This is a genomic window from Roseovarius nubinhibens ISM (genome assembly GCF_000152625.1).
Classification (GTDB): Bacteria; Pseudomonadota; Alphaproteobacteria; order Rhodobacterales; family Rhodobacteraceae; genus Roseovarius; species Roseovarius nubinhibens.
Genome location: NZ_CH724156.1, coordinates 2,909,319 through 2,934,515 on the forward strand (window position 1 = coordinate 2,909,319; position 25,197 = coordinate 2,934,515).

Annotated in this window: 22 protein-coding genes and 1 pseudogene; 15 read left to right on the forward strand and 8 right to left on the reverse strand. The window is 65.7% G+C overall.

What is annotated here, in order from left to right; genetic code table 11:
* Positions 1 to 10: 10 nt before the first annotated feature.
* Entirely contained in the window at positions 11 to 1,003 is a 993-nt protein-coding gene (locus ISM_RS13990) for a sterol desaturase family protein (protein WP_040618569.1), read from the forward strand.
* A gap of 3 nt (positions 1,004 to 1,006) precedes the next feature.
* On the opposite strand, the gene ISM_RS13995 is transcribed toward ISM_RS13990, so the two are convergent.
* The 3 genes from ISM_RS13995 to ISM_RS14005 are packed head-to-tail and all read right to left on the reverse strand — an operon-like array spanning position 1,007 to position 3,101.
* Entirely contained in the window at positions 1,007 to 1,810 is an 804-nt protein-coding gene (locus tag ISM_RS13995) for a metal ABC transporter permease (RefSeq protein ID WP_009814842.1), read from the reverse strand.
* The gene (locus ISM_RS14000) at positions 1,807 to 2,610 is read right to left on the reverse strand and encodes an ATP-binding cassette domain-containing protein (protein WP_009814843.1); all 804 of its coding nucleotides are present in this window, start codon (positions 2,608 to 2,610) and stop codon (positions 1,807 to 1,809) included. Before ISM_RS14000 ends, ISM_RS13995 begins: the two co-directional genes overlap by 4 nt.
* Complete coding sequence (locus ISM_RS14005; protein WP_009814844.1) at positions 2,607 to 3,101, reverse strand: transcriptional repressor; 495 nt, start codon at positions 3,099 to 3,101, stop codon at positions 2,607 to 2,609. Before ISM_RS14005 ends, ISM_RS14000 begins: the two co-directional genes overlap by 4 nt.
* Positions 3,102 to 3,214: 113 nt before the next feature.
* Between ISM_RS14005 and ISM_RS14010 the strand changes: the two genes are divergently transcribed.
* Positions 3,215 to 4,294, forward strand: coding sequence for a zinc ABC transporter substrate-binding protein (locus tag ISM_RS14010; protein WP_198011669.1), 1,080 nt, complete (start codon positions 3,215 to 3,217; stop codon positions 4,292 to 4,294).
* 15 nt (positions 4,295 to 4,309) lie between these two features.
* Here the strand turns inward: ISM_RS14010 and ISM_RS14015 are convergent, their stop codons facing one another.
* Positions 4,310 to 5,260: a LysR family transcriptional regulator gene (locus ISM_RS14015; protein ID WP_009814846.1), complete on the reverse strand. Its 951-nt coding sequence runs from the start codon at positions 5,258 to 5,260 to the stop codon at positions 4,310 to 4,312.
* A gap of 129 nt (positions 5,261 to 5,389) precedes the next feature.
* Here ISM_RS14015 and ISM_RS14020 point away from each other — a divergent pair, with 129 nt between their 5' ends.
* Positions 5,390 to 6,553 (forward strand): mandelate racemase/muconate lactonizing enzyme family protein, encoded by a 1,164-nt coding sequence (locus ISM_RS14020; RefSeq protein WP_009814847.1) that lies wholly within the window; start codon positions 5,390 to 5,392, stop codon positions 6,551 to 6,553.
* Between the two features lie 51 nt (positions 6,554 to 6,604).
* Here the strand turns inward: ISM_RS14020 and glmS are convergent, their stop codons facing one another.
* Together glmS and glmU are read right to left on the reverse strand one after the other, a co-directional pair.
* Positions 6,605 to 8,425 (reverse strand): glutamine--fructose-6-phosphate transaminase (isomerizing), encoded by a 1,821-nt coding sequence (gene glmS, locus ISM_RS14025; protein ID WP_040618101.1) that lies wholly within the window; start codon positions 8,423 to 8,425, stop codon positions 6,605 to 6,607.
* On the reverse strand, positions 8,425 to 9,780 hold the full coding sequence (gene glmU, locus ISM_RS14030) for a bifunctional UDP-N-acetylglucosamine diphosphorylase/glucosamine-1-phosphate N-acetyltransferase GlmU (protein ID WP_040618102.1): 1,356 nt from the start codon (positions 9,778 to 9,780) through the stop codon (positions 8,425 to 8,427). Before glmU ends, glmS begins: the two co-directional genes overlap by 1 nt.
* A gap of 142 nt (positions 9,781 to 9,922) precedes the next feature.
* On the opposite strand from glmU, the gene ISM_RS14035 reads away from it, so the two are divergent.
* On the forward strand, positions 9,923 to 10,591 hold the full coding sequence (locus ISM_RS14035) for an HAD-IA family hydrolase (RefSeq protein ID WP_009814850.1): 669 nt from the start codon (positions 9,923 to 9,925) through the stop codon (positions 10,589 to 10,591).
* Between the two features lie 79 nt (positions 10,592 to 10,670).
* Positions 10,671 to 11,864 (forward strand): DegT/DnrJ/EryC1/StrS family aminotransferase, encoded by a 1,194-nt coding sequence (locus ISM_RS14040; RefSeq protein WP_009814851.1) that lies wholly within the window; start codon positions 10,671 to 10,673, stop codon positions 11,862 to 11,864.
* Between the two features lie 14 nt (positions 11,865 to 11,878).
* Here ISM_RS14040 and ISM_RS14045 read toward each other — a convergent pair whose 3' ends face one another.
* On the reverse strand, positions 11,879 to 12,349 hold the full coding sequence (locus ISM_RS14045; RefSeq protein WP_009814852.1) for a pyridoxamine 5'-phosphate oxidase family protein: 471 nt from the start codon (positions 12,347 to 12,349) through the stop codon (positions 11,879 to 11,881).
* 217 nt (positions 12,350 to 12,566) lie between these two features.
* On the opposite strand from ISM_RS14045, the gene ISM_RS14050 reads away from it, so the two are divergent.
* The 10 genes and pseudogenes from ISM_RS14050 to ISM_RS14095 all read left to right on the forward strand — a co-directional run bounded on the left by ISM_RS14050 (position 12,567) and on the right by ISM_RS14095 (position 24,023).
* Positions 12,567 to 13,001 (forward strand): universal stress protein, encoded by a 435-nt coding sequence (locus ISM_RS14050; RefSeq protein ID WP_009814853.1) that lies wholly within the window; start codon positions 12,567 to 12,569, stop codon positions 12,999 to 13,001.
* Between the two features lie 59 nt (positions 13,002 to 13,060).
* Positions 13,061 to 14,563: an alanine/glycine:cation symporter family protein gene (locus ISM_RS14055; protein WP_040618103.1), complete on the forward strand. Its 1,503-nt coding sequence runs from the start codon at positions 13,061 to 13,063 to the stop codon at positions 14,561 to 14,563.
* Between the two features lie 145 nt (positions 14,564 to 14,708).
* Positions 14,709 to 15,874, forward strand: a pseudogene (locus ISM_RS14060) (isovaleryl-CoA dehydrogenase).
* A 37-nt stretch (positions 15,875 to 15,911) separates the two neighbouring features.
* On the forward strand, positions 15,912 to 17,471 hold the full coding sequence (locus ISM_RS14065) for an AMP-binding protein (protein WP_009814857.1): 1,560 nt from the start codon (positions 15,912 to 15,914) through the stop codon (positions 17,469 to 17,471).
* Positions 17,468 to 19,069 (forward strand): carboxyl transferase domain-containing protein, encoded by a 1,602-nt coding sequence (locus ISM_RS14070; RefSeq protein ID WP_009814858.1) that lies wholly within the window; start codon positions 17,468 to 17,470, stop codon positions 19,067 to 19,069. Before ISM_RS14065 ends, ISM_RS14070 begins: the two co-directional genes overlap by 4 nt.
* Before the next feature lie 123 nt (positions 19,070 to 19,192).
* The gene (locus ISM_RS14075) at positions 19,193 to 19,690 is read left to right on the forward strand and encodes a thermonuclease family protein (protein WP_254655686.1); all 498 of its coding nucleotides are present in this window, start codon (positions 19,193 to 19,195) and stop codon (positions 19,688 to 19,690) included.
* Positions 19,691 to 19,760: 70 nt separating this feature from the next.
* A complete protein-coding gene (locus ISM_RS14080) occupies positions 19,761 to 21,710 on the forward strand; it encodes an acetyl/propionyl/methylcrotonyl-CoA carboxylase subunit alpha (protein WP_009814860.1) in 1,950 nt (649 codons plus the stop codon).
* Positions 21,707 to 22,363 (forward strand): glutathione S-transferase family protein, encoded by a 657-nt coding sequence (locus ISM_RS14085; RefSeq protein WP_009814861.1) that lies wholly within the window; start codon positions 21,707 to 21,709, stop codon positions 22,361 to 22,363. Before ISM_RS14080 ends, ISM_RS14085 begins: the two co-directional genes overlap by 4 nt.
* Before the next feature lie 2 nt (positions 22,364 to 22,365).
* Positions 22,366 to 23,244, forward strand: a complete 879-nt coding sequence (locus tag ISM_RS14090; protein WP_009814862.1) for a hydroxymethylglutaryl-CoA lyase — start codon at positions 22,366 to 22,368, stop codon at positions 23,242 to 23,244.
* Positions 23,241 to 24,023, forward strand: coding sequence for a crotonase/enoyl-CoA hydratase family protein (locus ISM_RS14095; protein ID WP_009814863.1), 783 nt, complete (start codon positions 23,241 to 23,243; stop codon positions 24,021 to 24,023). The genes ISM_RS14090 and ISM_RS14095 overlap by 4 nt, the downstream gene beginning before the upstream one ends.
* On the opposite strand, the gene ISM_RS17800 is transcribed toward ISM_RS14095, so the two are convergent.
* The gene (locus ISM_RS17800; RefSeq protein ID WP_009814864.1) at positions 24,020 to 25,120 is read right to left on the reverse strand and encodes a CFI-box-CTERM domain-containing protein; all 1,101 of its coding nucleotides are present in this window, start codon (positions 25,118 to 25,120) and stop codon (positions 24,020 to 24,022) included. The two genes, ISM_RS14095 and ISM_RS17800, sit on opposite strands and share 4 nt — an antisense overlap.
* Positions 25,121 to 25,197: the final 77 nt, after the last annotated feature.

Consider the following 25,197-nt stretch of genomic DNA (forward strand, 5'->3'; position numbering starts at 1 on the left):
GAGCGCCAAGATGCATGATTTTGCCCATGATCCGGAGGCCGAGCGTTGGAATTATCGGCCAGAGGCGCCGGTGGCGCTCAACCCGCTGTTTCACTGGCCGCCGCGCCCGATGGCGGTGCTGCGCTGGTATCGCGGGGCGTGGCTGACGCTCGGCTCGCTCAGCCTGTGTTTCGCGATGGCGGTGGCTGTCTATCTCTGGGTGATGCCGCCGCTGAGCGAAATGCGGGAATTCGCGCCGGGCTGGATGATCACCGTCTGGCTGATGAATGTGGTGCCGCAATGTCTGGTGGCGGGGTCGCTGCATTGGTGGCTCTATATCCGGCGCGGGCAGGGGATGCGCAAGAAGTTCGACAAGCGCGATCTCACCCGCAAGAACGGCAGTTTCACCTTCCGCAACCAGGTGCTCGACAATATCTGGTGGACGCTCGGCAGTGCGATGAGCGTGGCGACGCTGTATCAATGGGGGATATTCTGGGCCATGGCCAATGGCTATGCGCCGGGGATCAGTTTCGACAGCGCGCCCATCTGGTTCGTGCTCTGGATGCTGCTCATTCCGATGTGGTCGAGCCTGCATTTCTATTGGGTGCATCGGCTCGAGCATCACCCGCGGCTCTATCGGCATGTGCATGCGGTGCATCACCGCAATGTCAATGTGGGGCCGTGGTCGGGCATCTCGAACCATTGGTATGAGAACCTCTTTTATTTCACGACCTATTTCATCCATCTGGTCGTGGCCTCGCACCCGCTGCATCTGCTCTATCACGTGTATTTTCAGCAGCTGAGCCCGGTGCTGTCGCATTCGGGGTTCGAGAAGCTCATCGCGCGGGACCGCGAGGCGATGCGGGCCGGGGATTTCTTTCACCAGCTGCATCACCGCTATTTCGAGTGCAATTACGGCACCTCGGAGATCCCCTTCGATCGCTGGTTCGGCACCTTCCATGATGGCAGTGCCGAGGCCACGGCGCGGACCCGGGCGCATAAGACGCAGATGTACACGCGGTGAGGTCTAGCCGCGTGTCATCAGCCGTCCGCGCAGCAGCGTCGAGAGCAGGAAGAGCCCGGCGGCGACGCAGACGATGGTCGGGCCGGCGGGCGTGTCATAGTGGTAGCTGAGCCCGAGGCCCGCGAGCCCTGAGAGCGCGCCGATGGCGGCGGCGGCGACGGCCATGCGTTCGGGTGTTGTGGCGAGGGGCCGGGCGGTGGCGGCGGGGATGATCAGAAGCGCGGCGATAAGCAGCACGCCCACCACCTTGATCGCGACGGCGACGACGAGGGCCAGCGCCAGGGTCAGCACAGCCTGTTCGCGCGCCGGGTTGACGCCAGCGGCATGGGCGAGATCGGTGTTGAGCGTCGCGGTGAGAAGCGCCGACCAGCGCCACGACAGAAGCGCCAGCACCAGCGCCGCACCGGTCCAGATCACCAGCAGGTCGAGCCGCGACACCGCGAGAATCTCGCCAAAGAGATAGGCCATGAGGTCGATCCGCACCCCGTCGAGGAACGACACCGCAACGAGCCCCACGGCCAGCGCCGAATGGGCCATGACGCCGAGGAGCGTGTCCATGGCGTGGCCGCGTTGGCTTAGCATCGTGATGGCCACGGCCATGATCAGCGCCACGGCGAGCGCGCCTGCGAAGATCGGCAGCGACAGCGCCAGCGACAGGGCGACGCCGAGGATCGCGGCATGCGAGGTGGCGTCGCCAAAATAGGCCATGCGGCGCCAGACCACGAAACAGCCCAGCGGGGCGGCGGCCAGCGCCACGCCGACGGCGGCCAGCGCGGCGCGGATCAGGAAATCGTCAAGCAGGCTCATTCGGCGGCCTCGTGATCATGCGGGTGATCGTGGTCATGGTCGTGGGCGCAGCCGGGGCCGTGCACATGGTCGTGATCGTGGCGGTGATTGTGGTCGTGGCGATAGAGCGCCAGCGCGCCCTGGGTGCCGGTGCCAAAGAGCGCGCGGTATTCCTCGGCCTGGGCCACCTGTTCGGGCGCGCCTTCGCAGCAGATATGGCCGTTGAGGCAGATCACCCGGTCGGAGGCGGCCATCACGACGTGGAGATCATGGCTCACCATCAAGACGGCGCAGCCAAGCTCGGCCCGGACCTGTTCGATCCGCTGGTAAAAGGCCGCGGCGCCGGGCTGATCGAGACCTTGGGTGGCCTCGTCGAGAATGAGCAGATGCGGGCGGCTCAGCAGCGCGCGGGCGAGAAGCACGCGTTGGAATTGGCCGCCGGAGAGCCGCGCCATCTGACGTCCGTAAAGATCGCCAGCCCCGGCCCGGTCGAGCGCCTCGCGGGCGGCGGCGGCGCTGACCCGGCTCGGCAGCGACAGGAACCGCGCCACTGTGAGCGGCAGGGTCGGGTCGATATGGAGTTTCTGCGGCACATAGCCGATGCGCAGGCCCGGCGCGTGGCTGATCTCGCCCCGGTCGGGGCGCTGGGCGCCGATGAGACAGCGCAGCAGGGTCGATTTGCCAGAGCCATTGGGGCCGACCACGGTGGTGATTTCGCCCGCGCGCAGGGTCAGCGAGATGTTGCGCAGCACCGGCGCATCGCCAAACTGGACGCCAAGATCGGTGATCCGCGTCAGGGTCGTGTCTTTGCTCTGGGTCATGCGGGGGCCTGAACCTCGGTGCCATCTTGGCAATTGGGGCAGGTGCCTTCGGCCTCGATCACCGCGCGGTCGACGGTAAAACCGGCTTTGCTGGCGCTGTCGGTCAAAAGGCCACGGGCGTCACGGGCGCGGATTTCGGCCACCGCGTCGCAATGGCGGCAGATCAGGAAGGCGGGGCTGTGATCGGTGTCGGGGTGGGAGCAGGCGACAAAGGCGTTGAGCCGCTCGATCTTGTGCGCGAATCCGTGTTTCACGAGGAAATCGAGGGCGCGATAGGCCACCGGGGGCTGTGAGCCAAGGCCTTCGGCGCGCAGATGGTCGAGCAGGTCATAGGCGCCCATGGCGCGGTGTTCGGTGGCCAGAATTTCGAGCGCCCGGCGGCGCACCGGGGTGAACTGCAGCCCGCTCTTGGCACAGCGCGCCTCGGCCGCGTCGAGCGTGTCGGCGATGCAGCTGTGGTGGTCATGGGCGTCAAAGGCGAGGCGGCTCATGGTCTGGTCCGTTCTGTCATGTTCAGGGCTTGATATGTTATATTATCTCATCTATCAACCCCGACGCCGGGATTGCCCGGAGTTTTTTAGCACGGATTAGCATGGAGCGCAGCATGACGGGAACAGGCAAACATTGGGTTGGAGCGATGACGCTTGTGGCTGGGCTGGGGCTTCCGGTGGCGGCGGCGGCAGAGCCTGCGGTGGTCACTGATATCGCGCCGGTCGAATCGCTCGTGGCGCGCGTGATGCAGGGCGTGGGGACGCCCGGACGGCTGGTGCCGCGCGGCGCCTCGCCGCATGATGCGCGGCTCAAACCCTCGGATGCGGCGGCGCTGGCCAAGGCCGATCTGGTGGTGATGGTGGGCGGCGGGCTGACCCCGTGGCTCAGCGAGGCGCAGCAGTCGCTCGCGCCCGAGGCACATGTGATCCGGCTCATGGAGGCGGAGACCAGCATCGTGCTGCCGACGCGGGACGAGGTCGAGTTTGCCCATGAGGAGCACGGGCATGAGGCGCATGGTCACGATGAGCATGGGCATGACGACCACGGGCATGACGACCACGGGCACGATGAGCATGCGCACGATGAGAAAGGTCACGACGATCACGCGCATGACGAGAAGGGTCATGACGGGCATGGCCACGATGAGAAGGGTCATGACGGGCATGATCACGGGCCGAACGATCCGCATGGCTGGCTCGACCCGGAGAACGCGCGGGCCTGGGCGCGGCTGATTGCCGATGAGCTGATCGAGAAAGACCCAGAGAACGCAGCGGTTTACCGTGAGAACCTCGCGCAGGCGGATGCCGAGATCGTGGCGGCGCGGGACAAGGCGCGCGCGGTGTTGGCGCCGGTCAAAGACGTGCCTTTCGTGGTCTCGCATGATGCGTTCCAGTATTTCGAGAAGGCCTTTGACGTGACCGCCGCCGGGGCGATTGCGCTCAGCGATGCGCGGGCGCCGGGGCCGAAACGGGTGGCCGAAATCCGCGAGGTTCTGGAGAAACGCGGCGTGGCCTGTGTGCTCACCGAGCCGGGGCTCAACCCGGCGCTGGCGCAATCGGTGGCCGAGGTGACGGGGGCGCGTCTGGTGGCGCTCGACCCGATGGGGCTCGAACTGCCAGAGGGCCCGGGGCTCTATCCGGCGATGATCGTCGAGATGGCGACGCGGCTGGCGGGCTGTCTGAGCGACAGCTGAGCCAGGGGTGAGCGATCAGGCCGCGGCGATGCTGCGGCTTTGATCGAGCACATAATCGACGAAGGGGCGCAGATCGGGCCGGTCGCGGGCATGGTCATTGACCTGCAGGAAATTGGCCCGCTCGACCCGGAGCACATGGGGATGCGCGGGCACCAGCGTGCCGCGCGCCAAGTCCTCGGCCACGATATGGCGCCAGCCAAGGATGACCCCTTCGCCGCGCCGGGCGGCGTCGATCAGGATCGGATTGCAATTGGTGCTCAGCGGGGCGGGCCGGGGCACATGGGTGATGCCGAGGCTGTTGAACCACGACACCCAAGTGAGCGGCTGCCAGTTGATCGCCCGCGATTGCCAATGGCTGTCGTGGAGGTCGAGCAGCGGCTGATGGGTGAGGGTTTCGGCATCGTCAAATGGCCCGTGCTGGGCGAGGAATTCGGGGCTGCAGACCGGTTGGACCATCTCGGGGAAGAGGTAATAGAGCTCGTCGCCGGCGCGGCTGCGGTCATTGCCGCAGATCAGCGCGATATCGACCCCGGCGGCGCGCGACAGGCGGTCATCCTCATCCGAGGCGAGAATGGTGAAACAAGTGTCGGGATGGCTCTCGCGATAGGCGCGGGTGAGGGCGGTGATCCAATGGCTCGCGACGCCGATGGTGGCGGCGATGGTGATCGGCTGATCCACCTGCGGCGGGGCCGAGAGCGTCGCGATGGCCTCGGTCAGCCGGTCGAGCCCGTCGCCCACCGCGCCAAGCAGCGTGGCGCCTGCAGGGCTCAGCTCGAGCCCGCCGGGGCTGCGCCGGAAGAGCGAGGTGTCGAGCGCGGTTTCGAGTGCGCGGATCTGCTGGCTCACCGCCGCCTGGGTCACGTTCAATTCGCGGGCGGCGGCGGTAAAGCTCAGATGTTTGGCGGCCACCTCGAATGTGGCGAAAGCGCCAAGCGAGGGCAGGTGACGGCGCGACAGGCGGGGCATGGGCGGTCCTTTGGTGGTTCCCTCTCACTGTGCCGATGTGACCGGGCAAGGCAAGGGGGCGGGGCGGCGCGCCATTGACATGGCAGGGCTTTTTCGGGCTGGCTTGGCGCGCAGCCAGAGGGAGAGAGCATGCGTATCGTCGACATCCGGGAGGTGACCAAGCCCATCGCGTCACCCATTCGCAACGCCTATATCGATTTCAGCAAGATGACCGCGAGCCTCGTGGCGGTGGTCACCGATGTGATCCGCGACGGGCGGCCGGTGGTGGGCTATGGGTTCAATTCCAACGGGCGCTATGGGCAGGGCGGGCTCATCCGCGAGCGGTTTCGCGACCGGGTGCTCGAGGCGGAGCCGACGAGCCTGTTGAGTGAGGCGGGCGACAATCTCTGCCCGCACAAGATCTGGGCCGCGATGATGCAGAACGAAAAGCCCGGCGGCCATGGCGAGCGGTCGGTGGCGGTGGGCACCATTGATATGGCGGTCTGGGATGCGGTGGCGAAGATCGCGGAGAAGCCTCTGTTTCGGCTGCTGGCCGAGCGCGAGGGCGGCATGGCCGATCCGCGTGTCTTTGTCTATGCGGCGGGGGGCTATTACTATCCGGGCAAGGATGACAGCGCGTTGCGCCGCGAGATGCGATCCTATGTCGAGCGCGGCTATACTGTGGTCAAGATGAAGATCGGCGGCGCGTCCCTCGACGAGGATCAGCGCCGGATCGAGGCGGTTCTGGCGGAGGTCGGCGACGAGGCGCAGCTGGCGGTGGATGCCAATGGGCGGTTCGATCTCGAGACGGCGATTGCCTATGGGCGGATGCTCAGCCGCTATCCGATCTTCTGGTATGAAGAGATCGGCGATCCTCTCGACTATCAGCTACAGGCGGCGATGGCGGGCTATTACGCGCCGCCGATGGCCACGGGGGAGAACCTCTTTTCCCATCAGGATGCGCGCAATCTCTTGCGCTATGGCGGGATGCGGCCGGATCGGGATTGGCTTCAGTTCGACTGTGCGCTGTCCTACGGGCTGGTGGAATATCTGCGGACGCTGGAGGTGCTGGCCGAGGCGGGCTGGTCGCGGCGGCGGTGCATTCCGCATGGCGGCCATCAGATGTCTCTCAATATCGCGGCGGGGCTGGGGCTGGGCGGCAATGAGAGCTATCCGGACCTGTTTCAGCCCTATGGCGGCTTTCCCGATGGGGTCGAGGTCAAGGACGGCCACATCACCATGCCCGAGCTGCCCGGCATCGGGTTCGAGGGCAAGGGCGATCTGATCTCGGTGATGCGCGAACTAGCGCAGTAGAGTGGGCGCCTGCGCGGGCGGTGAGGCCCGCGCAGGCCCGATTGGCCAAGCTTATTCGACGGTGACGGATTTCGCGAGGTTGCGCGGCTGATCCACATCCGTGCCCTTGGCGACGGCGGTGTGATAGGCCAGCAGCTGTGCCGGGATCGCATAGAGGATCGGGGTCAGCGCGTCGCGCACCGTCGGCATGACGATCTCTTGCCAGATGCCGTCGCGGGCGGTGTCGGCCCCGGCCTGATCGGTGATCAGCATCACCTTGCCGCCGCGCGCCATGACCTCTTGCATGTTCGACACGGTCTTGTCGAAGAGCGCATCCTTGGGGGCCATCACCACCACCGGCATATGTTCGTCGATGAGCGCGATGGGCCCATGTTTGAGCTCGCCGCTGGCATAAGCTTCGGCATGGATGTAGCTGATTTCCTTGAGTTTCAATGCGCCTTCATGGGCGAGCGGATACATCATGCCACGGCCCAGGAAGAGCACATCCTTGGCCTGCGACAGACGCTGGGCGGCGGATTTGATCGTGCCTTCGACCTCGAGCGCGGTGTTGAGAACCGATGGCAGGTTGCGCAGGCTCGAGATCATATCCGCGAGCTCGTCATCACTCATCCGGCCGCGTTGATGGGCGGCCTCGAGCGCCATGAGGAAGAGCACGGTGAGCTGGCAGGTGAAGGCCTTGGTCGAGGCCACGCCGATTTCGACCCCGGCGAGGATGGGCAGGGCCACATCGCTTTCGCGGGCGATCGAGCTTTCGGGGACGTTGACCACGGAAAAGATGCGGTCGGCCTTGCCTTCGCAATAGCGCAGCGCCGCGAGCGTGTCGGCGGTCTCGCCCGATTGGCTCACGAAAAGCGCGGCGGTGCCGGGGGTCACGGGGGGCTGACGATAGCGGTATTCCGAGGCGATATCGACCTCGACCGGCATCCCGGCGAGCTGTTCGAACCAGTATTTCGCCGTCAGGCAAGCGAGATAGGCGGTGCCGCAGGCGACCATGGTGAAGCGTCCGATCTTGGTGAAATCGATGTCCGCGCCCAGGGTGATGCGGCCGGCCTCGGCGTCGATGTAATGGCTCAGCGCTTCGGAAATGACGAGCGGCTGCTCGGCGATTTCCTTGGCCATGAAATGTTTGTGCCCGGCCTTGTCGACCGCGCCGCTGTCGATATGGACCTGACGGATCTCGCGGTTGACCGGCGTGCCATTGGCATCGGTGATGCGCAGATCATGGCGCGAGACGACGGCGATGTCGCCCTCTTCGAGATAGGTGATCCGGTCGGTCATCGGGGCGAGCGCAATCGCGTCGGAGCCGACATACATCTCATCGTCGCCATAGCCCACGGCGAGCGGGCTGCCCTTGCGGGCGGCGATCAGCAGATCCTCTTCGCCGTCGAAGAGGAAGCAGAGCGCATAGGCGCCTTCGAGCTTGGCGATGGTGGCGCGGGCGGCCTCTTCGGGGCTCGCGCCCTGGGCCATCAGGTGATGGGTCATCAGCGCGACGGTTTCGGTGTCGGTATCGGTTTCATGGCCGATGCCGTTCTCGGCCAGTTCGGCGCGCAGCTCGCGGTAGTTTTCGATGATGCCGTTATGGACGACGGCCACCGGCCCGGCCTGATGCGGGTGGGTGTTCGACAGGTTGGGCGCGCCATGGGTGGCCCAGCGGGTGTGGCCGATCCCGGCCTTTCCGGCGAGCGGCTCATGGACGAGAAGATCGGAGAGGTTGACCAGCTTGCCCACGGCGCGGCGGCGGTCGAGATTGCCCTCGTTCAGCGTGGCGATCCCGGCGCTGTCATAGCCGCGATATTCGAGCCGCTTGAGCGCCTCGACCAGTGTCGGCGCAACCTCGTGTTGACCCAAGATACCTACAATACCGCACATTATGCTGCTCCCTCATCGCGTTTTTTCTTTTTGGATTTTAGAATTTCGAACATTTTCTTGGCGAGGCCGGGTTTCACGACCTGATCGGCGCGGGCCAGGGCCAGCGCGTCATCCTCGACGTCGCGGGTGATCACCGAGCCCGAGGCGGTCATCGCCCCGTCGCCGACGCGCACCGGCGCCACGAGCATCGTGTCAGAGCCGATGAAGGCGCGTTTGCCGATCTCGGTGCGGTGCTTCATGACGCCATCGTAATTGCAGGTGACGGTGCCCGCGCCGATATTGGCATGCTCGCCCACCGAGGCATCGCCGATATAGCTCAGGTGGTTGACCTTGGCGCCCTCGTCGAGCGTGGCATTCTTGATCTCGACGAAATTGCCGATGCGCACATCTTCGGCAAGCTCGGTGCCGGGGCGCAGCCGCGCATAGGGGCCGATGATGCCGCCGCGCGAGACGTGGCAGCCTTCGAGATGGGAAAAGGCGCGGATGCGTGCGCCGCTCTCAACCGTGACGCCGGGGCCAAAGACCACGTTGGGTTCGACCACCGTGTCGCGGCCGATGACCGTGTCATAGGCGAAATAGACGGTTTCGGGGGCGGCAAGGGTCACGCCGTCCTCCATCGCGATCTGGCGCATCCGGGCCTGAAACACGGCCTCGGCGGCGGCGAGATCGGCGCGCGAGTTGACGCCGAGCGTTTCGGCTTCGTCGCAGGCGATGGCGGTGGCCGAGAGACCGCGGGCGCGGGCCACTTCGACGATGTCGGTGAGGTAATATTCGCCAGAGGCATTGTCATTGCCGACCGCCTCGATCAGCGAAAAGAGCGTCTCGGTCTTGGCCATGACCACGCCCGAGTTGCAGAAGGTGATGGCGCGTTCCGTGTCGCTTGCGTCCTTGAATTCAACGATCCGGTCGAGCCTCTCGCCCGACATCACCAGCCGACCGTAGCGGCCGGGGTCAGCCGCCTCAAAGCCCAGGATCACCACATCATGCGCGGCGCGGGCCTCAGCCATGCGCGAGAGCGTTTCGGGCAGGATAAAGGGCGTGTCGCCATAGAGCACGACGGCATCGCCCGGGTGATCGCCCAAGAGCGGCGCGGCCTGCGCCACCGCATGCGCGGTGCCGAGCTGTTCGGTTTGCAGCGCGACCTGAGCCTCGTCATCATAGTCTTGGGTGGCGGCGGTCACCGCCTCGGCGCCGTGGCCCGCGACCACGACGGTGCGGTCCGGTTCCAACAGCTGACCCGCGCGCAGCGCGTGGTGCAGCATCGGCGCACCCGCGATCTGATGGAGGACTTTTGGTAAATCAGAATTCATGCGCGTGCCTTTACCGGCCGCAAGAACTATCAAAGCTACAGACATACAGGATTCTCTTCGCGTTTTAATTGCTGCCGTTTTATCCGCTGGCAGGTCTGGCGCAAGCTTTGTATGGATCAAAGAAGATTGCGGAATGTAACAGGTTTCGGCGGTTTCGCGCCAGATCCTGTAGAGAAGGGAGCACAGCATGGTCCAGACGGTGATTTTCGACCTCGATGGGACGCTGGCCGATACGAGCGGCGATCTGATCGCGGCGGCGAATGCCTGTTTCCGGTCGATGGGCGAGGTCGATCAGCTCCATCCGGAGCGCGATGCGCGGGCCGCGCTCCGGGGCGGGCGGGCGATGCTGACCCTTGGATTCGAGCGGCTGGGCCGGGGCGGCGATACGGCGCTGGTCGACAGCTATTACAAGCCCTTGCTCGATCATTACGAGACCGCCATCGACACCCATACGCGGTTCTATCCCGGGGCGCTCGAGACGGCGGCGCTGTTGCGGGCCGAGGGCTGGAAGCTCGCGGTCTGTACCAACAAGCCCGAGTATCTCGCGCATCTGCTGCTGACCCGGATGGGGGTGCTCGATGCGTTCGACGCGCTGGTCGGCGCCGACACGCTGCCGGTGCGCAAGCCGGACCCCGAGCCTCTGCGCGAGGCGGCGCGGCGGGCCGGCGGCGATCCGGCGCGGGCGGTGATGGTGGGCGATACGCTCACCGATCATGCCACGGCGCGGGCGGCGGGCGTGCCGTCGATCCTGGTGAATTTCGGCCCCGGCGGCGAGGATGTGGCGGCGCTCGAACCCGATGCGATCCTCGGCAGTTACGAGGAATTGCCCGCGATCCTGCGGCGCGTCGTCGGATAGTCCGAAACCATCCGTCGGCTAATCGAAAAGATCATCAGCCCTGATTGACCGGCGCAGCAAGTGACCTCAGGGTGGCGATATGACAGAGCGATTCACAGGCAATTTCACCCAGCAGGAACCGATCCCCGACGAGGGTATCGCGGCGGCGCTCGAGGTGATGAAATCGGGGCGGTTGCACCGCTATAATCTGGTGGGCGACGAGGTCGGCGAGACCGGGATGCTCGAGCGCGAATTCGCGGCCTATACGGGGGCGAAATATGCGCTGGCGGTGGCCTCGGGGGGCTATGCCATGGCCACGGCGCTGCGCGCGATTGGCGTGAAGCCGGGGGAGAAGGTGCTCACCAATGCCTTTACGCTGGCACCTGTCCCGGGTGCGATTGCCAGCATGGGCGCGGTGCCGGTCTTTGTCGGCGTGACCGAGGGGCTGACCATCGATCTCGAGGATCTCGAGGCCAAGCTCGGTCAGGCGCAGGTCTTGATGCTCAGCCATATGCGGGGCCATCTGTGCGACATGGATCGGCTGATGGCGCTGTGCAATGACGCGGGCGTCACGGTGATCGAGGATTGCGCCCATACGATGGGGGCCGCGTGGCGCGGTGTGCCGTCGGGGCGGCATGGGCTCATCGGCTGTTATTCGACCCAGACTTACAAACATATGAATTCGGGCGAGGGCGGGCTCTTCGTCACCGATGATGACGAGGTCATGGCGCGGGCGACGATCCTGTCGGGGTCCTACATGCTCTATGGGCGCAATGGCACGGTGCCGCCGGCCGAGGTGTTCGAAGAGGTGAAATATCACACGCCGAACGTCTCGGGGCGGATGGATCATCTGCGCGCGGCGATCCTGCGGCCACAGCTGGCCCGGCTCGATGCGCAATGCGCGGCGTGGAATGCCCGCTATCAGGCGGTCGAGGCGGGGCTGCGCGACACAGGCGGTCTCACCATCGTGGAGCGGCCTGAGGAGGAGACCTATGTCGGCTCGTCCATCCAGTTCCTGCTGCTCGATTGGAGCGAGGCCAAGATCGACGAGGTGGTGAGCCGCTGCAAGGCGCGGGGGGTCGAGCTCAAATGGTTTGGCGGGGCCGAGCCCGCGGGCTTTACCAGCCGCTATGACAGCTGGCGCTATGCGCCGAGCGAGCGGATGCCAAAGAGCGACCGTATTCTGAAGGGCATTCTCGACATGCGCCTGCCGCTGACCTTCTCGGTTGAGGATTGCGCGCTGATCGCGCGGATCATCCGCGCCGAGGTGAGCGCGGTCTATCAGGCGGGATAGGCGGGATCAGACGCTTAGAACTCGAGAATCTCATGTTCGCCGAGATCGGGAGACCCGGCGGTGAGATTTGCCATGGCGAATTGATAGAGCGACTGGGTCGTGCCCTTGGTGGCCCAGATCTCGGCCCGGGTCGGGCGAAAGGCCACGAGACAGACCCGATCATCGTCGCGCCCGCCCTCGAACCAGGCGGTGGCCATCGGCGTCCAGATGTCATCGAGCTTGTCCCGGCTGGTCTCGACCGAGAGCTGGCCGTCGATCGTGGCATAGAGCTTGGCATCCGGGCTGCTCACCACATGGCGGGCTTTGGCGCGACGATTGGCGGCCTCAGCCACGTCGCTTGCCTTGTCGGTGAGAAACCAGAGCGCGTTGTCTTCGCTGCGCACGGCATGGGCCATGGGGCGCGGATCGGCCCCGTCAGGGATCAACATACCGGCCCGGATCTCGGACAGGCGTTTCCAGAATATGGCCTTGTTCCCTGAGTTCATGATCTCTCCGGTTTTCGGGTGTTGGGAGCCAACGCGAGCGCCGGGGAATTTGTTCCGAATTTTTTCGAAATTATTCTACCTAAAGTTATCTGGACCTAATTCCGAATGCATTTTGGCCCTATTGCCCGGAGATTTCCCTTGCGTAAGGTGGTGGGCAGCCTCGTTGAGCTCTGTCGCGATATGGCGCTCGGGGGCCCCCAAGTGGAGTAAAGGTACGATGGATAATGTTGTATTGCTCGCTGTCGATGGCAGCGCCGGATCGGATCGGGCGCTCGACCATGCCCTGAAACGGGCCAAGACCGCGGGATCAAAGCTGGTGATCGCTTTTGTCATCGAATGGTCGCCCTACACCTTCAACACACCGGAAGAAAACGCCCAGCGCCACGAGCGCCGGGAGGCCGAGATCGACCGCGCAAATGAGATGGTGGTGGCGCCGGCGCTGGCCCGTGTCACCGGCGAAGGGATCGAGGCCGAGGGCGTGGTGCGCCATGGCCAACCCGCCGAAACCCTGATCCGGCTCGCCCGCGATCACAACGCCGCGCAGATCGTCATCGGTCGGCGCGGGCAGGGTGGGCTCAAATCGCTGATCTTTGGCTCGGTGGCGGGCAACCTGATCCAGACCGCGCCGGTTCCGGTCGTCGTTGTGCCGTAACGGATCAAGCAAGGACCGAAGGCAAATACCCAAAAAATAAAACGACAAGGAGGTGCGTGATGACACGTGTACTGATGCTGCTGCTGGCGGCGGTTCTATTTAGCGGTCCGGCCCATGCCGGGATCGACGATGCGATCAACAATTTCACCGCGCCGATTGCGACGGTGATCGGGCAGATCGTCTTTTTCAAGATCACCATTGCCGGGGCCGAGCTGCCGCTCGTGGTGCTGTGGCTGGTGGCGGGGGCGGTGTTCTTTACCTTCTACATGGGGTTCGTGAACATCCGTGGTTTCGGCCATGCGATCCGGCTGGTGCGGGGCGATTATGCCGATCCCGACAGCGCCGGGGAGGTGAGCCACTTTCAGGCGCTGGCGACGGCCGTGTCGGGCACGGTGGGCATCGGCAATATCGGCGGGGTCGCGGTGGCGGTGACCGTCGGCGGCGCGGGCGCGACCTTTTGGCTGATCGTGGCCGGGTTCCTCGGCATGTCGACCAAATTCGTCGAATGTACGCTGGGCGTGAAATACCGCAATGAGAACCCCGACGCCTCGGTGTCCGGTGGTCCGATGTATTATCTCCGCCAAGGTCTGAGCGAGCGGGGCATGCCGGGATTTGGCAAGTTCATGGGCACGCTCTATGCCATCGGGATTTTTGTCGGAGCGCTTGGCATCGGCAATATGTTCCAGTCGAACCAGGCCTATGTGCAGCTCAACAATGTGGCGGGCGGGGCGCTTGACGGCTATGGCTGGCTGGTGGGGCTCATCCTCGCCTGTATCGTATTTTCGGTGATCATCGGCGGTATCAAATCCATCGCCAGCGTGACCGAAAAGATCGTGCCCTTCATGGCGGTGTTCTACTGTGTCTTTGCGCTCATCGTGATCATGATGAACGGCTCGGCCATTCCGCAGGCCATTGCCAATATCTTTACCGGCGCCTTTACCGGCGAAGGTGTGGCAGGCGGGGCGCTTGGCGCGCTGATCATCGGGTTTCAGCGGGCGGTGTTCTCGAATGAGGCGGGCATTGGCTCGGCCTCGATCGCCCATGCCGCGGTGCGGACGGATGAGCCGGTGACCGAAGGCTATGTCTCGCTGCTCGAGCCGTTTATCGACACGATCGTGATCTGTACCATCACCGCGCTGGTGATCGGGACGAGCCAGGTGGCCGACCCGAATTTCGCAGGTGACGCCACCGGCATTGCCATGACCTCGGCCGCGTTCGAGCGTCAGCTGAGCTGGTTCCCCATCCCGCTGGCCTTTGCCGGTCTGCTCTTTGCCTTCTCGACCATGATCTCGTGGTCCTACTATGGGCTCAAGGGCTGGACCTATCTCTTTGGCGAGGGGGAAATGGGGCAGAACGGCTATAAGGTGCTCTACTGCCTGTTCGTTGTGCTCGGCTGTGTCGTGCAGCTCGGTCCGATCCTCGATATCTCGGATGCGCTGGTCTTCCTGATCTGTGTGCCGAACATCCTCGGGCTCTATTTCCTGGCGCCGATCGTCAAGCGGGAGATGCAATCCTACATGGCGCGGCTGGAAAGCGGCGAGATCAAGAGCTTTCGGCACTGATCGCTGAGACATGGAGATCAAGCCCCGGCCACTGCGCCGGGGCTTTTTTGTTTGCAAGGCGCCGGGGCAGAGGGAATCGTTGACGCGATGGGGTGGCTGTCGTTGTAAATGAACAAGCGTTCAATAAACTTTGGGAGGTTTGGGGATGTTCAACGCGGTGATGCAGTATGACCTTGGCGAGGATGTGAACGCGCTGCGCGAGATGGTGCACCGTTGGGCGCAGGATCGGGTTAAGCCCCTGGCGGCCGAGATCGACAGCAAGAATGTCTTTCCCAATGAACTCTGGCCCGAGATGGGGGAGCTTGGCCTTTTGGGCATCACCGTGCCCGAGGAATATGGCGGCGCGGGCATGGGCTATCTCGCGCATGTGGTGGCGGTCGAGGAGCTGGCGCGCGCCAGTGCCTCTGTGTCGCTGAGCTATGGGGCGCATTCGAACCTCTGTGTGAACCAGATCAAGCTCAACGGCAGCGACGAGCAAAAACAGAAATACCTGCCCGGTCTGGTCTCGGGGCAGCATGTCGGCGCGCTGGCCATGTCCGAGGCGGGCGCCGGGTCGGACGTGGTGTCGATGAAGCTGCGCGCCGAGCGCCGCAACGACCATTACCGCCTCAATGGCAACAAATACTGGATCACCAACGGGCCCGATGCCGACACGCTCGTCGTCTATGCCAAGACCGACCCGGAGGCGGGCAGCAAGGGCATCACCGCCTTTCTGATCGAAAAGAGCATGACCGGGTTTTCCACCAGCCCGCATTTCGACAAGCTCGGCATGCGCGGCAGCAACACGGCCGAGCTCATCTTTGACAATGTCGAAGTGCCGTTCGAGAACGTGCTCGGCGAAGAGGGGCGCGGGGTGCGCGTGCTCATGTCCGGGCTCGATTATGAACGGGTGGTTCTGGCGGGGATCGGGCTTGGCATCATGGCGGCCTGTTTGGACGAGATCATGCCCTACCTGTCGGAGCGCAAGCAATTCGGCCAGCCGATCGGGAATTTTCAGCTCATGCAGGGCAAGATCGCCGATATGTACACGGCGATGAACTCGGCCCGGGCCTATGTCTATGAGGTGGCCAAATCCTGTGACCGGGGTGCTGTCACCCGTCAGGACGCGGCGGCCTGCTGTCTCTCTATGCCAGCGAACAGGCGATGGTGCAGGCGCATCAGGCGGTGCAGGCGATGGGCGGCGCGGGCTTTCTCAATGATGCGCCGGTGGGCCGGATCTTCCGCGATGCCAAGCTCATGGAAATCGGCGCGGGCACCAGCGAGATCCGCCGTATGCTCATCGGGCGCGAGCTGATGGGAGCGATGGGGTGAGGGCGCCTGCCGCGCTGGCCCTGACGTGGTGACAAAGATGCTGACAGCCAAACCCGATTACGACAGCCTCTATGCCGGGTTCCATTGGGCCCTGCCGGCGCAGATCAACATGGCGGCGCAGGTCTGTGACGACTGGGCCGCGCGGGCGCCCGAGCGGGTGGCGATCATCGACCTCACGCAGGGCCGTCGCGATGTGAGCTATGGCGAGCTGCAATCCATGGCCGATGCGCTGGCCCATGATCTCGTGGCGCGGGGCGTGCGGCGGGGTGACCGGGTCGGCGTGCTGCGCAGCCAGGAGGCCTGGACCGCTGCAGCGCATATCGCGATCTGGAAAATCGGCGCGATTTCAATCCCTTTGTTCAAGCTCTTCATGCGTGATGCGCTGCAGAGCCGGTTGCAGGATGCGGGCGCGCAATTCGTGGTGACCGATGCCGAGGGGGCCGGGATGCTCGATGGGCAGGTGCCGGTGTTTCCCGAAGAGATCACGCTCGGTGCCGCGCCCTTTACGGCGGTGGAAACCGGGCCCGAAGATCCGGCGGTGCTGATCTATACGTCGGGCACCACGGGCAGCCCCAAGGGGGCGCTGCATGGGCATCGGGTGCTCGCCGGTCATCTGCCGGGGGTGCAGATGTTTTGCGAGTTTCCGGGCGAGAGCGGCGAGGATGTGCTCTGGACCCCGGCGGATTGGGCCTGGATCGGCGGGCTCTTCGATGTGCTGATGCCGGGGCTGGCGCTCGGCGTGCCGGTGGTCGCCGCGCGCCTGCCCAAGTTCAGCCCCGAGGATTGCACGAATGTCGTGCGCCAAGCCGCTGTGACACATGCGTTTTTCCCGCCCACCGCGCTGCGCGTTCTCAAGGCCGCCGATACGCAGATCGACGGGTTCAAGGCCATCGGCAGCGGCGGCGAGCCGCTGGGTGCCGAGATGCTCGATTGGGGGCGGCGGGCCTTTGGCCTGACGATCAACGAATTCTATGGCCAGACCGAATGCAATCTGGTGGCCTCGTCCTGTGGCGCGCTCTTTGCGCCGCGCCCCGGCGCCATTGGCAAGCCGGTGCCGGGCCATGAGATCGCCGTGCTGGGCGAGGATGGCCGCCCCATCGAGGGTGAGGGCGATGTCGCGGTGCGGCGTGGTTCGGCGAGCATGATGCTCGGCTATTGGAACCGGCCCGAAGAGACGGCGGCGAAATTCACGGGCGACTGGATGCTGACCGGGGACCGGGGCGTCTGGGAGGGCGATTACCTGCGCTTTGTCGGGCGCGAGGATGATGTGATCACCTCGTCGGGCTATCGTATCGGGCCGGCAGAAATCGAGGATTGCCTGCTCATGCATCCGGCGGTGGCGACCGTGGGCGTGGTGGGCAAGCCGGACGCGCTGCGCACCGAGATCGTCAAGGCCTATGTGGTGCCGCGCGCGGGCGTGAGCCCCTCTGATGACTTGGCGTCCGAGCTTCAATCATGGGTCAAGGAACGGCTCGCAAGATATTCATATCCAAGGGAAATCGGGTTTCTGGAAGCGCTGCCCATGACGGTGACGGGCAAGGTGATCCGCAAGGAACTCAAGGCGCGTGCTGCGCGCGAAACGGAGGGGGCCGCATGAAACTGCAAAGCCAGATACTGACCGGATCAGAGGATTTTGCCGCCAATCGCGCGGCCCATGAGGCGGCCTTGGCCGAGATCCGCGAGGCGGCGGACTGGGCCGCGGCGGGTGGCGGCGCGGGGGCGCGGGAACGTCACGTAGGGCGCGGCAAGATGCTGCCCCGGCGGCGGGTGGCCAATCTGCTCGACCCCGACAGCCCGTTTCTCGAGCTGGGCGCCACGGCGGCGCATGGCATGTATGACGGGGCCGCGCCCTGTGCCGGGGTGATCACCGGCATTGGCCGCGTGCAGGGGCGCGATTGCATGATCGTGTGCAATGACGCGACGGTGAAGGGCGGGACCTATTACCCGATGACCGTCAAGAAACACCTGCGCGCGCAGGAGATCGCCGAGGAATGCCATCTGCCCTGTATCTACCTTGTGGACAGCGGCGGGGCGAACCTGCCCAATCAGGATGAGGTCTTCCCGGATCGCGACCATTTCGGCCGGATTTTCTACAATCAGGCGCGGATGTCGGCCAAAGGGATTGCCCAGATCGCGGTGGTCATGGGGTCCTGTACGGCGGGCGGGGCTTATGTGCCGGCGATGTCGGATGTGACCATCATTGTAAGGGATCAGGGGACGATTTTCCTCGCCGGGCCGCCGCTGGTCAAGGCGGCGACGGGCGAGGTGGTAAGCGCCGAGGATCTCGGCGGCGGCGATGTGCATACGCGGCTCTCGGGTGTGGCGGATTACCTGGCCGAGGACGATGCCCATGCGCTGGCGCTGGCGCGGCGGGCGGTGGGATCGCTCGGCGGGGCGACGCTGGCCCCGGTGACCGGCGGCGGCGAAGAGCCGGCCTATGATCCGGAGGAAATCCTCGGCGTGGTGCCGGGCGATCTGCGCACGCCCTATGACATTCGCGAGGTCATCGCGCGGGTGGTCGATGGCTCGCGGCTCGACGAGTTCAAATCGCGCTTTGGCGAGACGCTCGTCACCGGGTTTGCCGAAGTTCAGGGCATGCCGGTCGGGATCATCGCCAACAATGGCGTGCTGTTTTCCGAGGCGGCACAGAAGGGCGCGCATTTCGTCGAGCTCTGCAGCCAGCGCAAGATCCCCTTGGTTTTCCTGCAAAATATCACCGGCTTCATGGTCGGTCGAAAGTACGAGAACGAGGGCATCGCGCGTCATGGCGCCAAGATGGTGACCGCCGTGGCGACCACCAGCGTGCCCAAGATCACCATGCTGGTCGGCGGCTCTTTCGGGGCGGGCAACTATGGCATGTCGGGCCGGGCCTATCAGCCGCGGTTCCTGTGGACCTGGCCCAACAGCCGGATTTCGGTGATGGGTGGCGAGCAGGCGGCGGGGGTTCTGGCGACGGTGAAACGGGACGCGATCGAGCGCAAGGGCGGCAGCTGGTCGGCCGAGGAAGAGGCCGAATTCAAGCAGCCCACCATCGATATGTTCGAGCGTCAGAGCCATCCGCTCTATGCCAGTGCGCGGCTTTGGGATGATGGGATTGTCGACCCGCGCAAGACGCGGACGGTGCTCGGGCTGAGCCTGCGGGCGGCGCTCAACGCGCCGATCGAGGACACGAAATTCGGCGTCTTCCGGATGTGATCGGAGGCGGGGAGCGCGGCGCAATGGGGTCGAAATGCCGGGTCGGTAACACGTCGGTATTGCGTCGGCAAAGCGACAGTGGGGGTTTGGCCGGGTCCGGGGTCGGTTTAGACTGGGTGAATGGTGGATGTGTTTGTACGGGCGATAGGGATCACGGGGCTGACCGTGGGCGGCTGGCTGCTGCTGGTGCGGCTGGGGCCGGAGAGTGTGGCCGATCCGATGGCGGGCTGTGCGGTGAGCTATGTCTATGACGGCGACACCGTGGCGCTCGACTGTGGGGCGGAGGCGGAGATGACCGCGCGGCTCGTGGGGTTTGACACGCCGGAGACCAAGAGCCCGGGCTGTGCCGAGGAGCTGGCGCATGGGGCGCTGGCGACGGACCGGCTCAGGGCGCTGATCGGGCAGGGCGCGGTGCGCTATGAGCTGCGGGGCCGCGATAAATACGACCGGCTGCTGATCGCGCTGCAGGTGGCGGGCGAGGATGTGGGGGCGCGGCTGATCCGCGAGGGGCTGGCGGTGGCCTATGACGGGGGCGGGCGCATCGACTGGTGTGCGCGGCTCGGCGCAGAGGCCAGTGCAGAGGACGGGGCAGAGGACAGCCCAGAGGACGGGGCGGAATGAGCCGCCTGAGAGAGATGAGACTGAACGGCAAGTTGAAAGGGCGCGGCGCGCCCGGCAGAGAGGAAATGCCATGTTTGACACGATCCTGATTGCCAACCGGGGCGAGATTGCCTGCCGGGTGATCGAAAGCGCACGGGCCATGGGGGTGCGGTCGGTCGCGGTCTATTCCGACGCGGACCGGGGCGCGAAACATGTGGCGCTGGCGGATGCGGCGGTTCATATCGGCGGCTCGGCCCCGGCAGAGAGCTATCTGCGCGGCGCGCGTATCATCGAGGCGGCCAAGGCGAGCGGCGCGCAGGCGATCCATCCCGGCTATGGGTTTCTCAGCGAGAACCCCGATTTCGTCGAGGCGGTCGAGGCGGCGGGGCTGGTGTTCATCGGGCCTTCGGCCAAGGCGATCCGGGCGATGGGGCTCAAGGATGCGGCCAAGGCGCTCATGGAAGAGGCGGGGGTGCCAGTGGTGCCCGGCTATCACGGCGAAGAGCAAGACCCCGACTTTCTGGCCCAACAGGCGGCAGAGATCGGCTATCCGGTTCTGATCAAGGCCGTGGCCGGTGGTGGCGGCAAGGGGATGCGTCTGGTGGAGGAGCCGGGCGCGTTCGGGGAGGCGCTCAAGAGTGCGCAAGGTGAAGCCGCCACCGCCTTTGGCAATGAGGCGGTGCTCATCGAGAAATACATCCAGCAGCCGCGCCATATCGAGGTGCAGGTCTTTGGCGATGGCGAGCGGGCCGTGCATCTCTTTGAGCGCGACTGTTCGCTGCAGCGGCGGCACCAGAAGGTGATCGAAGAGGCCCCGGCGCCCGACATGCCGGAAGCGGTGCGCGCGGCGATGGGCGCGGCGGCGGTGCGTGCGGCCGAGGCCATCGGTTACAAGGGCGCGGGCACGGTCGAGTTCATCGTCGACGGCTCGGACGGGCTGCGGGCCGATGGGTTCTGGTTCATGGAGATGAACACGCGGCTGCAGGTCGAACATCCGGTGACCGAGGCCATCACCGGCGTCGATCTGGTGGAATGGCAGCTGCGGGTGGCGGCAGGCGAGCGCCTGCCCAAGGCGCAAGACGAGCTCAGCATCACCGGTCACGCCTTTGAGGCGCGGCTCTATGCCGAGGATGTGCCGAAAGGGTTTCTGCCCGCGACCGGCGTGCTGCGGCATCTGAAATTCCCCGAGGGCGCGCGGGCCGACAGTGGCGTGCGCTCGGGCGACGAGATCAGCCCGTGGTATGATCCGATGATTGCCAAGATCATCGTCCATGGCCCGACGCGGGACGTGGCGTTGCAGCGGCTGGCCGATGCGCTGGCGCGTTGTGAAGTGGCGGGGACGGTCACCAACCTGAGCTTTCTCGGGGCCTTGGCGCGGCACGAAGGCTTTGGCCGGGGCGAGGTCGATACCGGGCTGATCGCGCGGGATATAGACGCGCTCACCGCCATGCCAGCACCACGCCCGGCGCATTTTGCGCTGGCCGCCTTGGCGGCGCAGGATCTGCTTGGCGATGTGGCCGGGGACACCGGGTTCAGCCTCTGGGCGCCGCTCAACCGTCAGGTGGTGCTGCGCCGGGGCGAGGAGGAAGAGGAGCTTACCCTGCGGGCGCTTGGGCCGGATGCGCATGACGTGGTGATGGGCGAGGCGGTGATCGCGGCGCGGCGCATCGGCGGGCGCTGGATGCTCGATGGCGAGGTGGCGCCGCCGGTGGTGGTCACGGGCGATCTGGTCACGGTCTTTGCCGATTATGGCATCGGCTTTCATGTCATCGACCCGCTGGCGCGGGCCTCGGCGGCGGGAGGCGATGCGAGCGTCATCGAGGCGCCGATGCCGGGGCTGGTGAAGGCGATGTTCGCCACGCCCGGCGCAGAGGTCAAGGCGGGCGACAGGCTCGCCGTGCTCGAGGCGATGAAGATGGAACATTCTCTTCTGGCCGCGCGCGATGGCGTGGTGGCCGAGGTTCTGGCCAAGGAGGGCGCGCAGGTCGAGGCGGGCGCGCCTCTGGTCCGGCTTGCGGATGAGGAGGAGGCCGCGGCATGATCCGGCTGCACCATGTGCCGCTTGGCCGGTCGTTTCGGGTGATGTGGCTGCTCGAAGAGCTCGGGCAGGAGTATGAGGTGGCCTATTATTCGATCCGCGACGGGTCGATGCGCAGTCCGGAGTTTCTGGCGCTGTCGCCTGCGGGGCGGGTGCCGGCGCTCGAATGGGACGGCGAGGTTCTCTTTGAGAGCGCGGCCATCGTGCAGAGCCTCTGCGAGCGCCATCCCGAGGCGGCGCTGGCCCCTCTGCCGGGGGCGGCGTCGCGGGGGCGGTATCTCGAGATGCTGTCCTATGCCGAGACGGTGGGCTGTCTGCTCGAGAACCTCAATCTCAACCGGGTGTTCCTGCGCGACCCGGCGCAGGCCTCGCCGGTGGTGATCAAACTGCTGACCGCGCGGCTTCGGGCGGCGCTTGGCGCGATGGAGGCGCGGTTGACGGGCGCGTATCTGCTGCCCGAGGGGTTTTCGGCGGCGGATATCATGTTCGCTTACAGCTTCGAGCTTGGCCGCTACTACGTGCATCTGGAGGAGTTCCCCGGGCTCATGGCCTATTGGGCGCGGCTGCAGGCGCGACCGGCCTATCAGCGGGCCAAGGCGCGTGATGGCGAGCAGGATCTCTATGATCGGGACTTTTACCCGCTGCCGGAGGGGTGAGCATGGGCGAATATGTGGAAATCTTTGAGGTGGGGCCGCGCGACGGGCTGCAGAACGAGGCGCGGGATATTCCCGTGGCGGAGAAGATCGCGCTTGTCGATTGTCTGAGCGGGGCCGGGTTTCGGCGCATCGAGGTGGCGAGTTTCGTGAGCCCGAAATGGGTGCCGCAGATGGCCGGGTCGGCGGCGGTTCTGGCGGGCATCAGCCGTGTGCCGGGCGTGTCCTATGCGGCGCTCACCCCGAATATGCGGGGCTTTGAGGATGCGCTGGCGGCGCGGGCCGATGAGGTGGCGATTTTCGGCTCGGCCTCGGAAGGGTTCAGCCGCGCCAATATCAACGCGAGCATCGAGGAAAGCCTGGCGCGGTTTGCGCCGGTGGCCGAGGCGGCGCGGGCGGCGGGCATCCCCATGCGCGGCTATGTGAGCTGTGTCAGCGATTGCCCCTATGACGGGCCGGTGGCGCCCGAGGCGGTGGCCCGGGTGGCGGCGGCGCTGGCCGAGATGGGCTGTTACGAGGTGAGCCTTGGCGACACCATCGGGCAGGCCACGCCGGAACGGATCGACGCGATGCTGGCGGCGGTCTGCGAGGCGGTGCCGGCCCAGAAGCTCGCCGGGCATTACCATGACACGGGGCGGCGGGCGCTCGACAATATCGAGGTGTCGCTGGCGCGCGGGCTGCGGGTGTTTGACGCGGCGGTGGGCGGTCTCGGCGGCTGTCCCTATGCGCCGGGGGCTGCGGGCAATGTGGCGACCGAGGCGGTGGCCGAGCGGCTCGCGGCGCTGGGCTATGACACCGGGCTCGACCTTGGCATCGTGGCGCGTGCGGCGGATATGGCCCGCGCCATGCGACTTGAGACAGGAACGCGGGAGAGCGGCAAATGAGTGACACGATCAGCATCGAGCATGACGCGCGGGGGGTGGCGACGCTCTGGCTCGACCGGGCGGAGAAGCATAACGCGATGTCGGCGCAGATGATCGCCGAGCTGCACCGCGCGGCGGAAAAGCTCGGGGCGGATGCCAGCGTGCGGGCGGTCATTCTGGCGGCGAAGGGCAAGACCTTTTGCGCGGGCGGCGATCTGGGCTGGATGCGCGAGCAGTTCGAGGCGGACCAAGCGACCCGGTCGCGCGAGGCGGCCAAGCTGGCGCATATGTTGCAGGCGCTCAACACTCTGCCCAAGCCTTTGATCGGGCGGGTGCAGGGCAATGCGCTGGGCGGTGGCGTCGGCATGGTGTCGGTCTGCGATGTGGTGATCGGCAGCGATCAGGTGGTGATGGCGCTGACCGAGACGCGTTTGGGCCTGATCCCTGCGACCATCGGCCCCTATGTGGCGGCGCGGATGGGTGAGGCCAAGGCGCGGCGCGTCTTCATGTCGGGGCGGCGCTTTGGCGCGGAGGAGGCGGTGGCGCTTAACCTTCTGTCGCGGGCGGTGCCGGAGGCCGAGCTTGACGCGGCGGTGGAGGAAGAGGTGCTGCCCTATCTCTCCTGCGCGCCCGGGGCGGTGGCCCGCGCCAAGGCGCAGCTGCGCGGGCTCGGGCCGAAGATCGACGAGGAAACCATCGCCGCGTCCATCGCGCAGCTCGCCGAATGCTGGGCGGGCGATGAGGCCCCGGAAGGCATCGGCGCGTTTTTCGACAAGCGCAAGCCGCGCTGGGCGGATTAACGCGCCTCGGGATAGGTGCGCATGAGGCGGCGCATCATGCGGCAATAGAGCCGGAAGGCGAGGCGGTTCGCGCCCAATCGGATCGCGGCGACGCAGGGCAGGATCGTGGCCCAATAGAGGGTGCGGAGCCTCGTCTTGCCGCACGGGTCGCGGGCGAGGGCGGCGCAGATGGCGGGGGCAGCGTCATAATACTGCGCGATGAGGGCCGCGCCATCGGGCTGGGCGCGCAGCCAGCCGTCGCGGAAGCGGCGCAGCGTGGTGAGTTCCGTGCAATCATCGGGTCGGCCCATCTCGGCACAGCAGGCGGTGGTGAGAAAGCAGCCCGAGGCTTTGCATTTGCCCGGCTCGAGAAACCCGTCGCGATGCGACAGCGCGTCTGACGCGTCGGCCAGCGCCTGCGACAGGCCGCGGCCCGCGAGCCGGTGGTCCGAGAGCTTGACCCAATCCGTCATGTCGCCGCCTTTGGCAAAGAGCGCCATCATCAGCAGAGGCTTGTCGAAAATCAGGGCCAGCGCTTCGTCGCGGCTCGCTTTGGTGCTGACCGGCTGGGCGCTCCAAAGCTCGCGATCCTTGATCTCGGTCACCCCATCCTTGGTCTTGTGGGTGTAGCGGTTGTAGCGGTGGGTGAAGGTGAAGTTGAGCTGAAGCCGGTGGTCCTGACCCACGGGCTGGATCAGCAGGGCGAGCGTGCGCTCGGCCGAGATGCCGCCCTGGGTGGATTTCTCGGCAATCGGCACCGAGGGTTTTTTGGGGGCAAGCTCGGCCCGGGTCGAGGCGATCACCTTCTCGAGCTGGTCATCGCCCAGAATGATCGAGACGCGCCTGGTGTCGGGCGCGGGCGGGGCCTCTGCGCTGCGCGGGGTGACCGGGCAGGTGAAGGTGAGTTTGGGGTTTGCGGCCGCGAGGCGCAGGTGCTGGGGCCGGGGGGTGTCGGGTGTCGTGGCGTCGCTCATCGAGAGGCCGATCTGCCAATCCCCGACGGTCTGTGAGGCGCCGCAATCAGAGACGGCGGCAGGGGCCACGCTGGGCAGGGATGCGAGGGCGGGACCGAGGGTCAGCCCCCGGGTGATGGCGCGACGGGAATAGGAACGGGTCAAGGGAAGGCTCCTCTACCAAATGATTTTGCGGGGCGCGCGCGCGCGGCGGCGGCCCGGATCAATAATGGAAGGAAGCC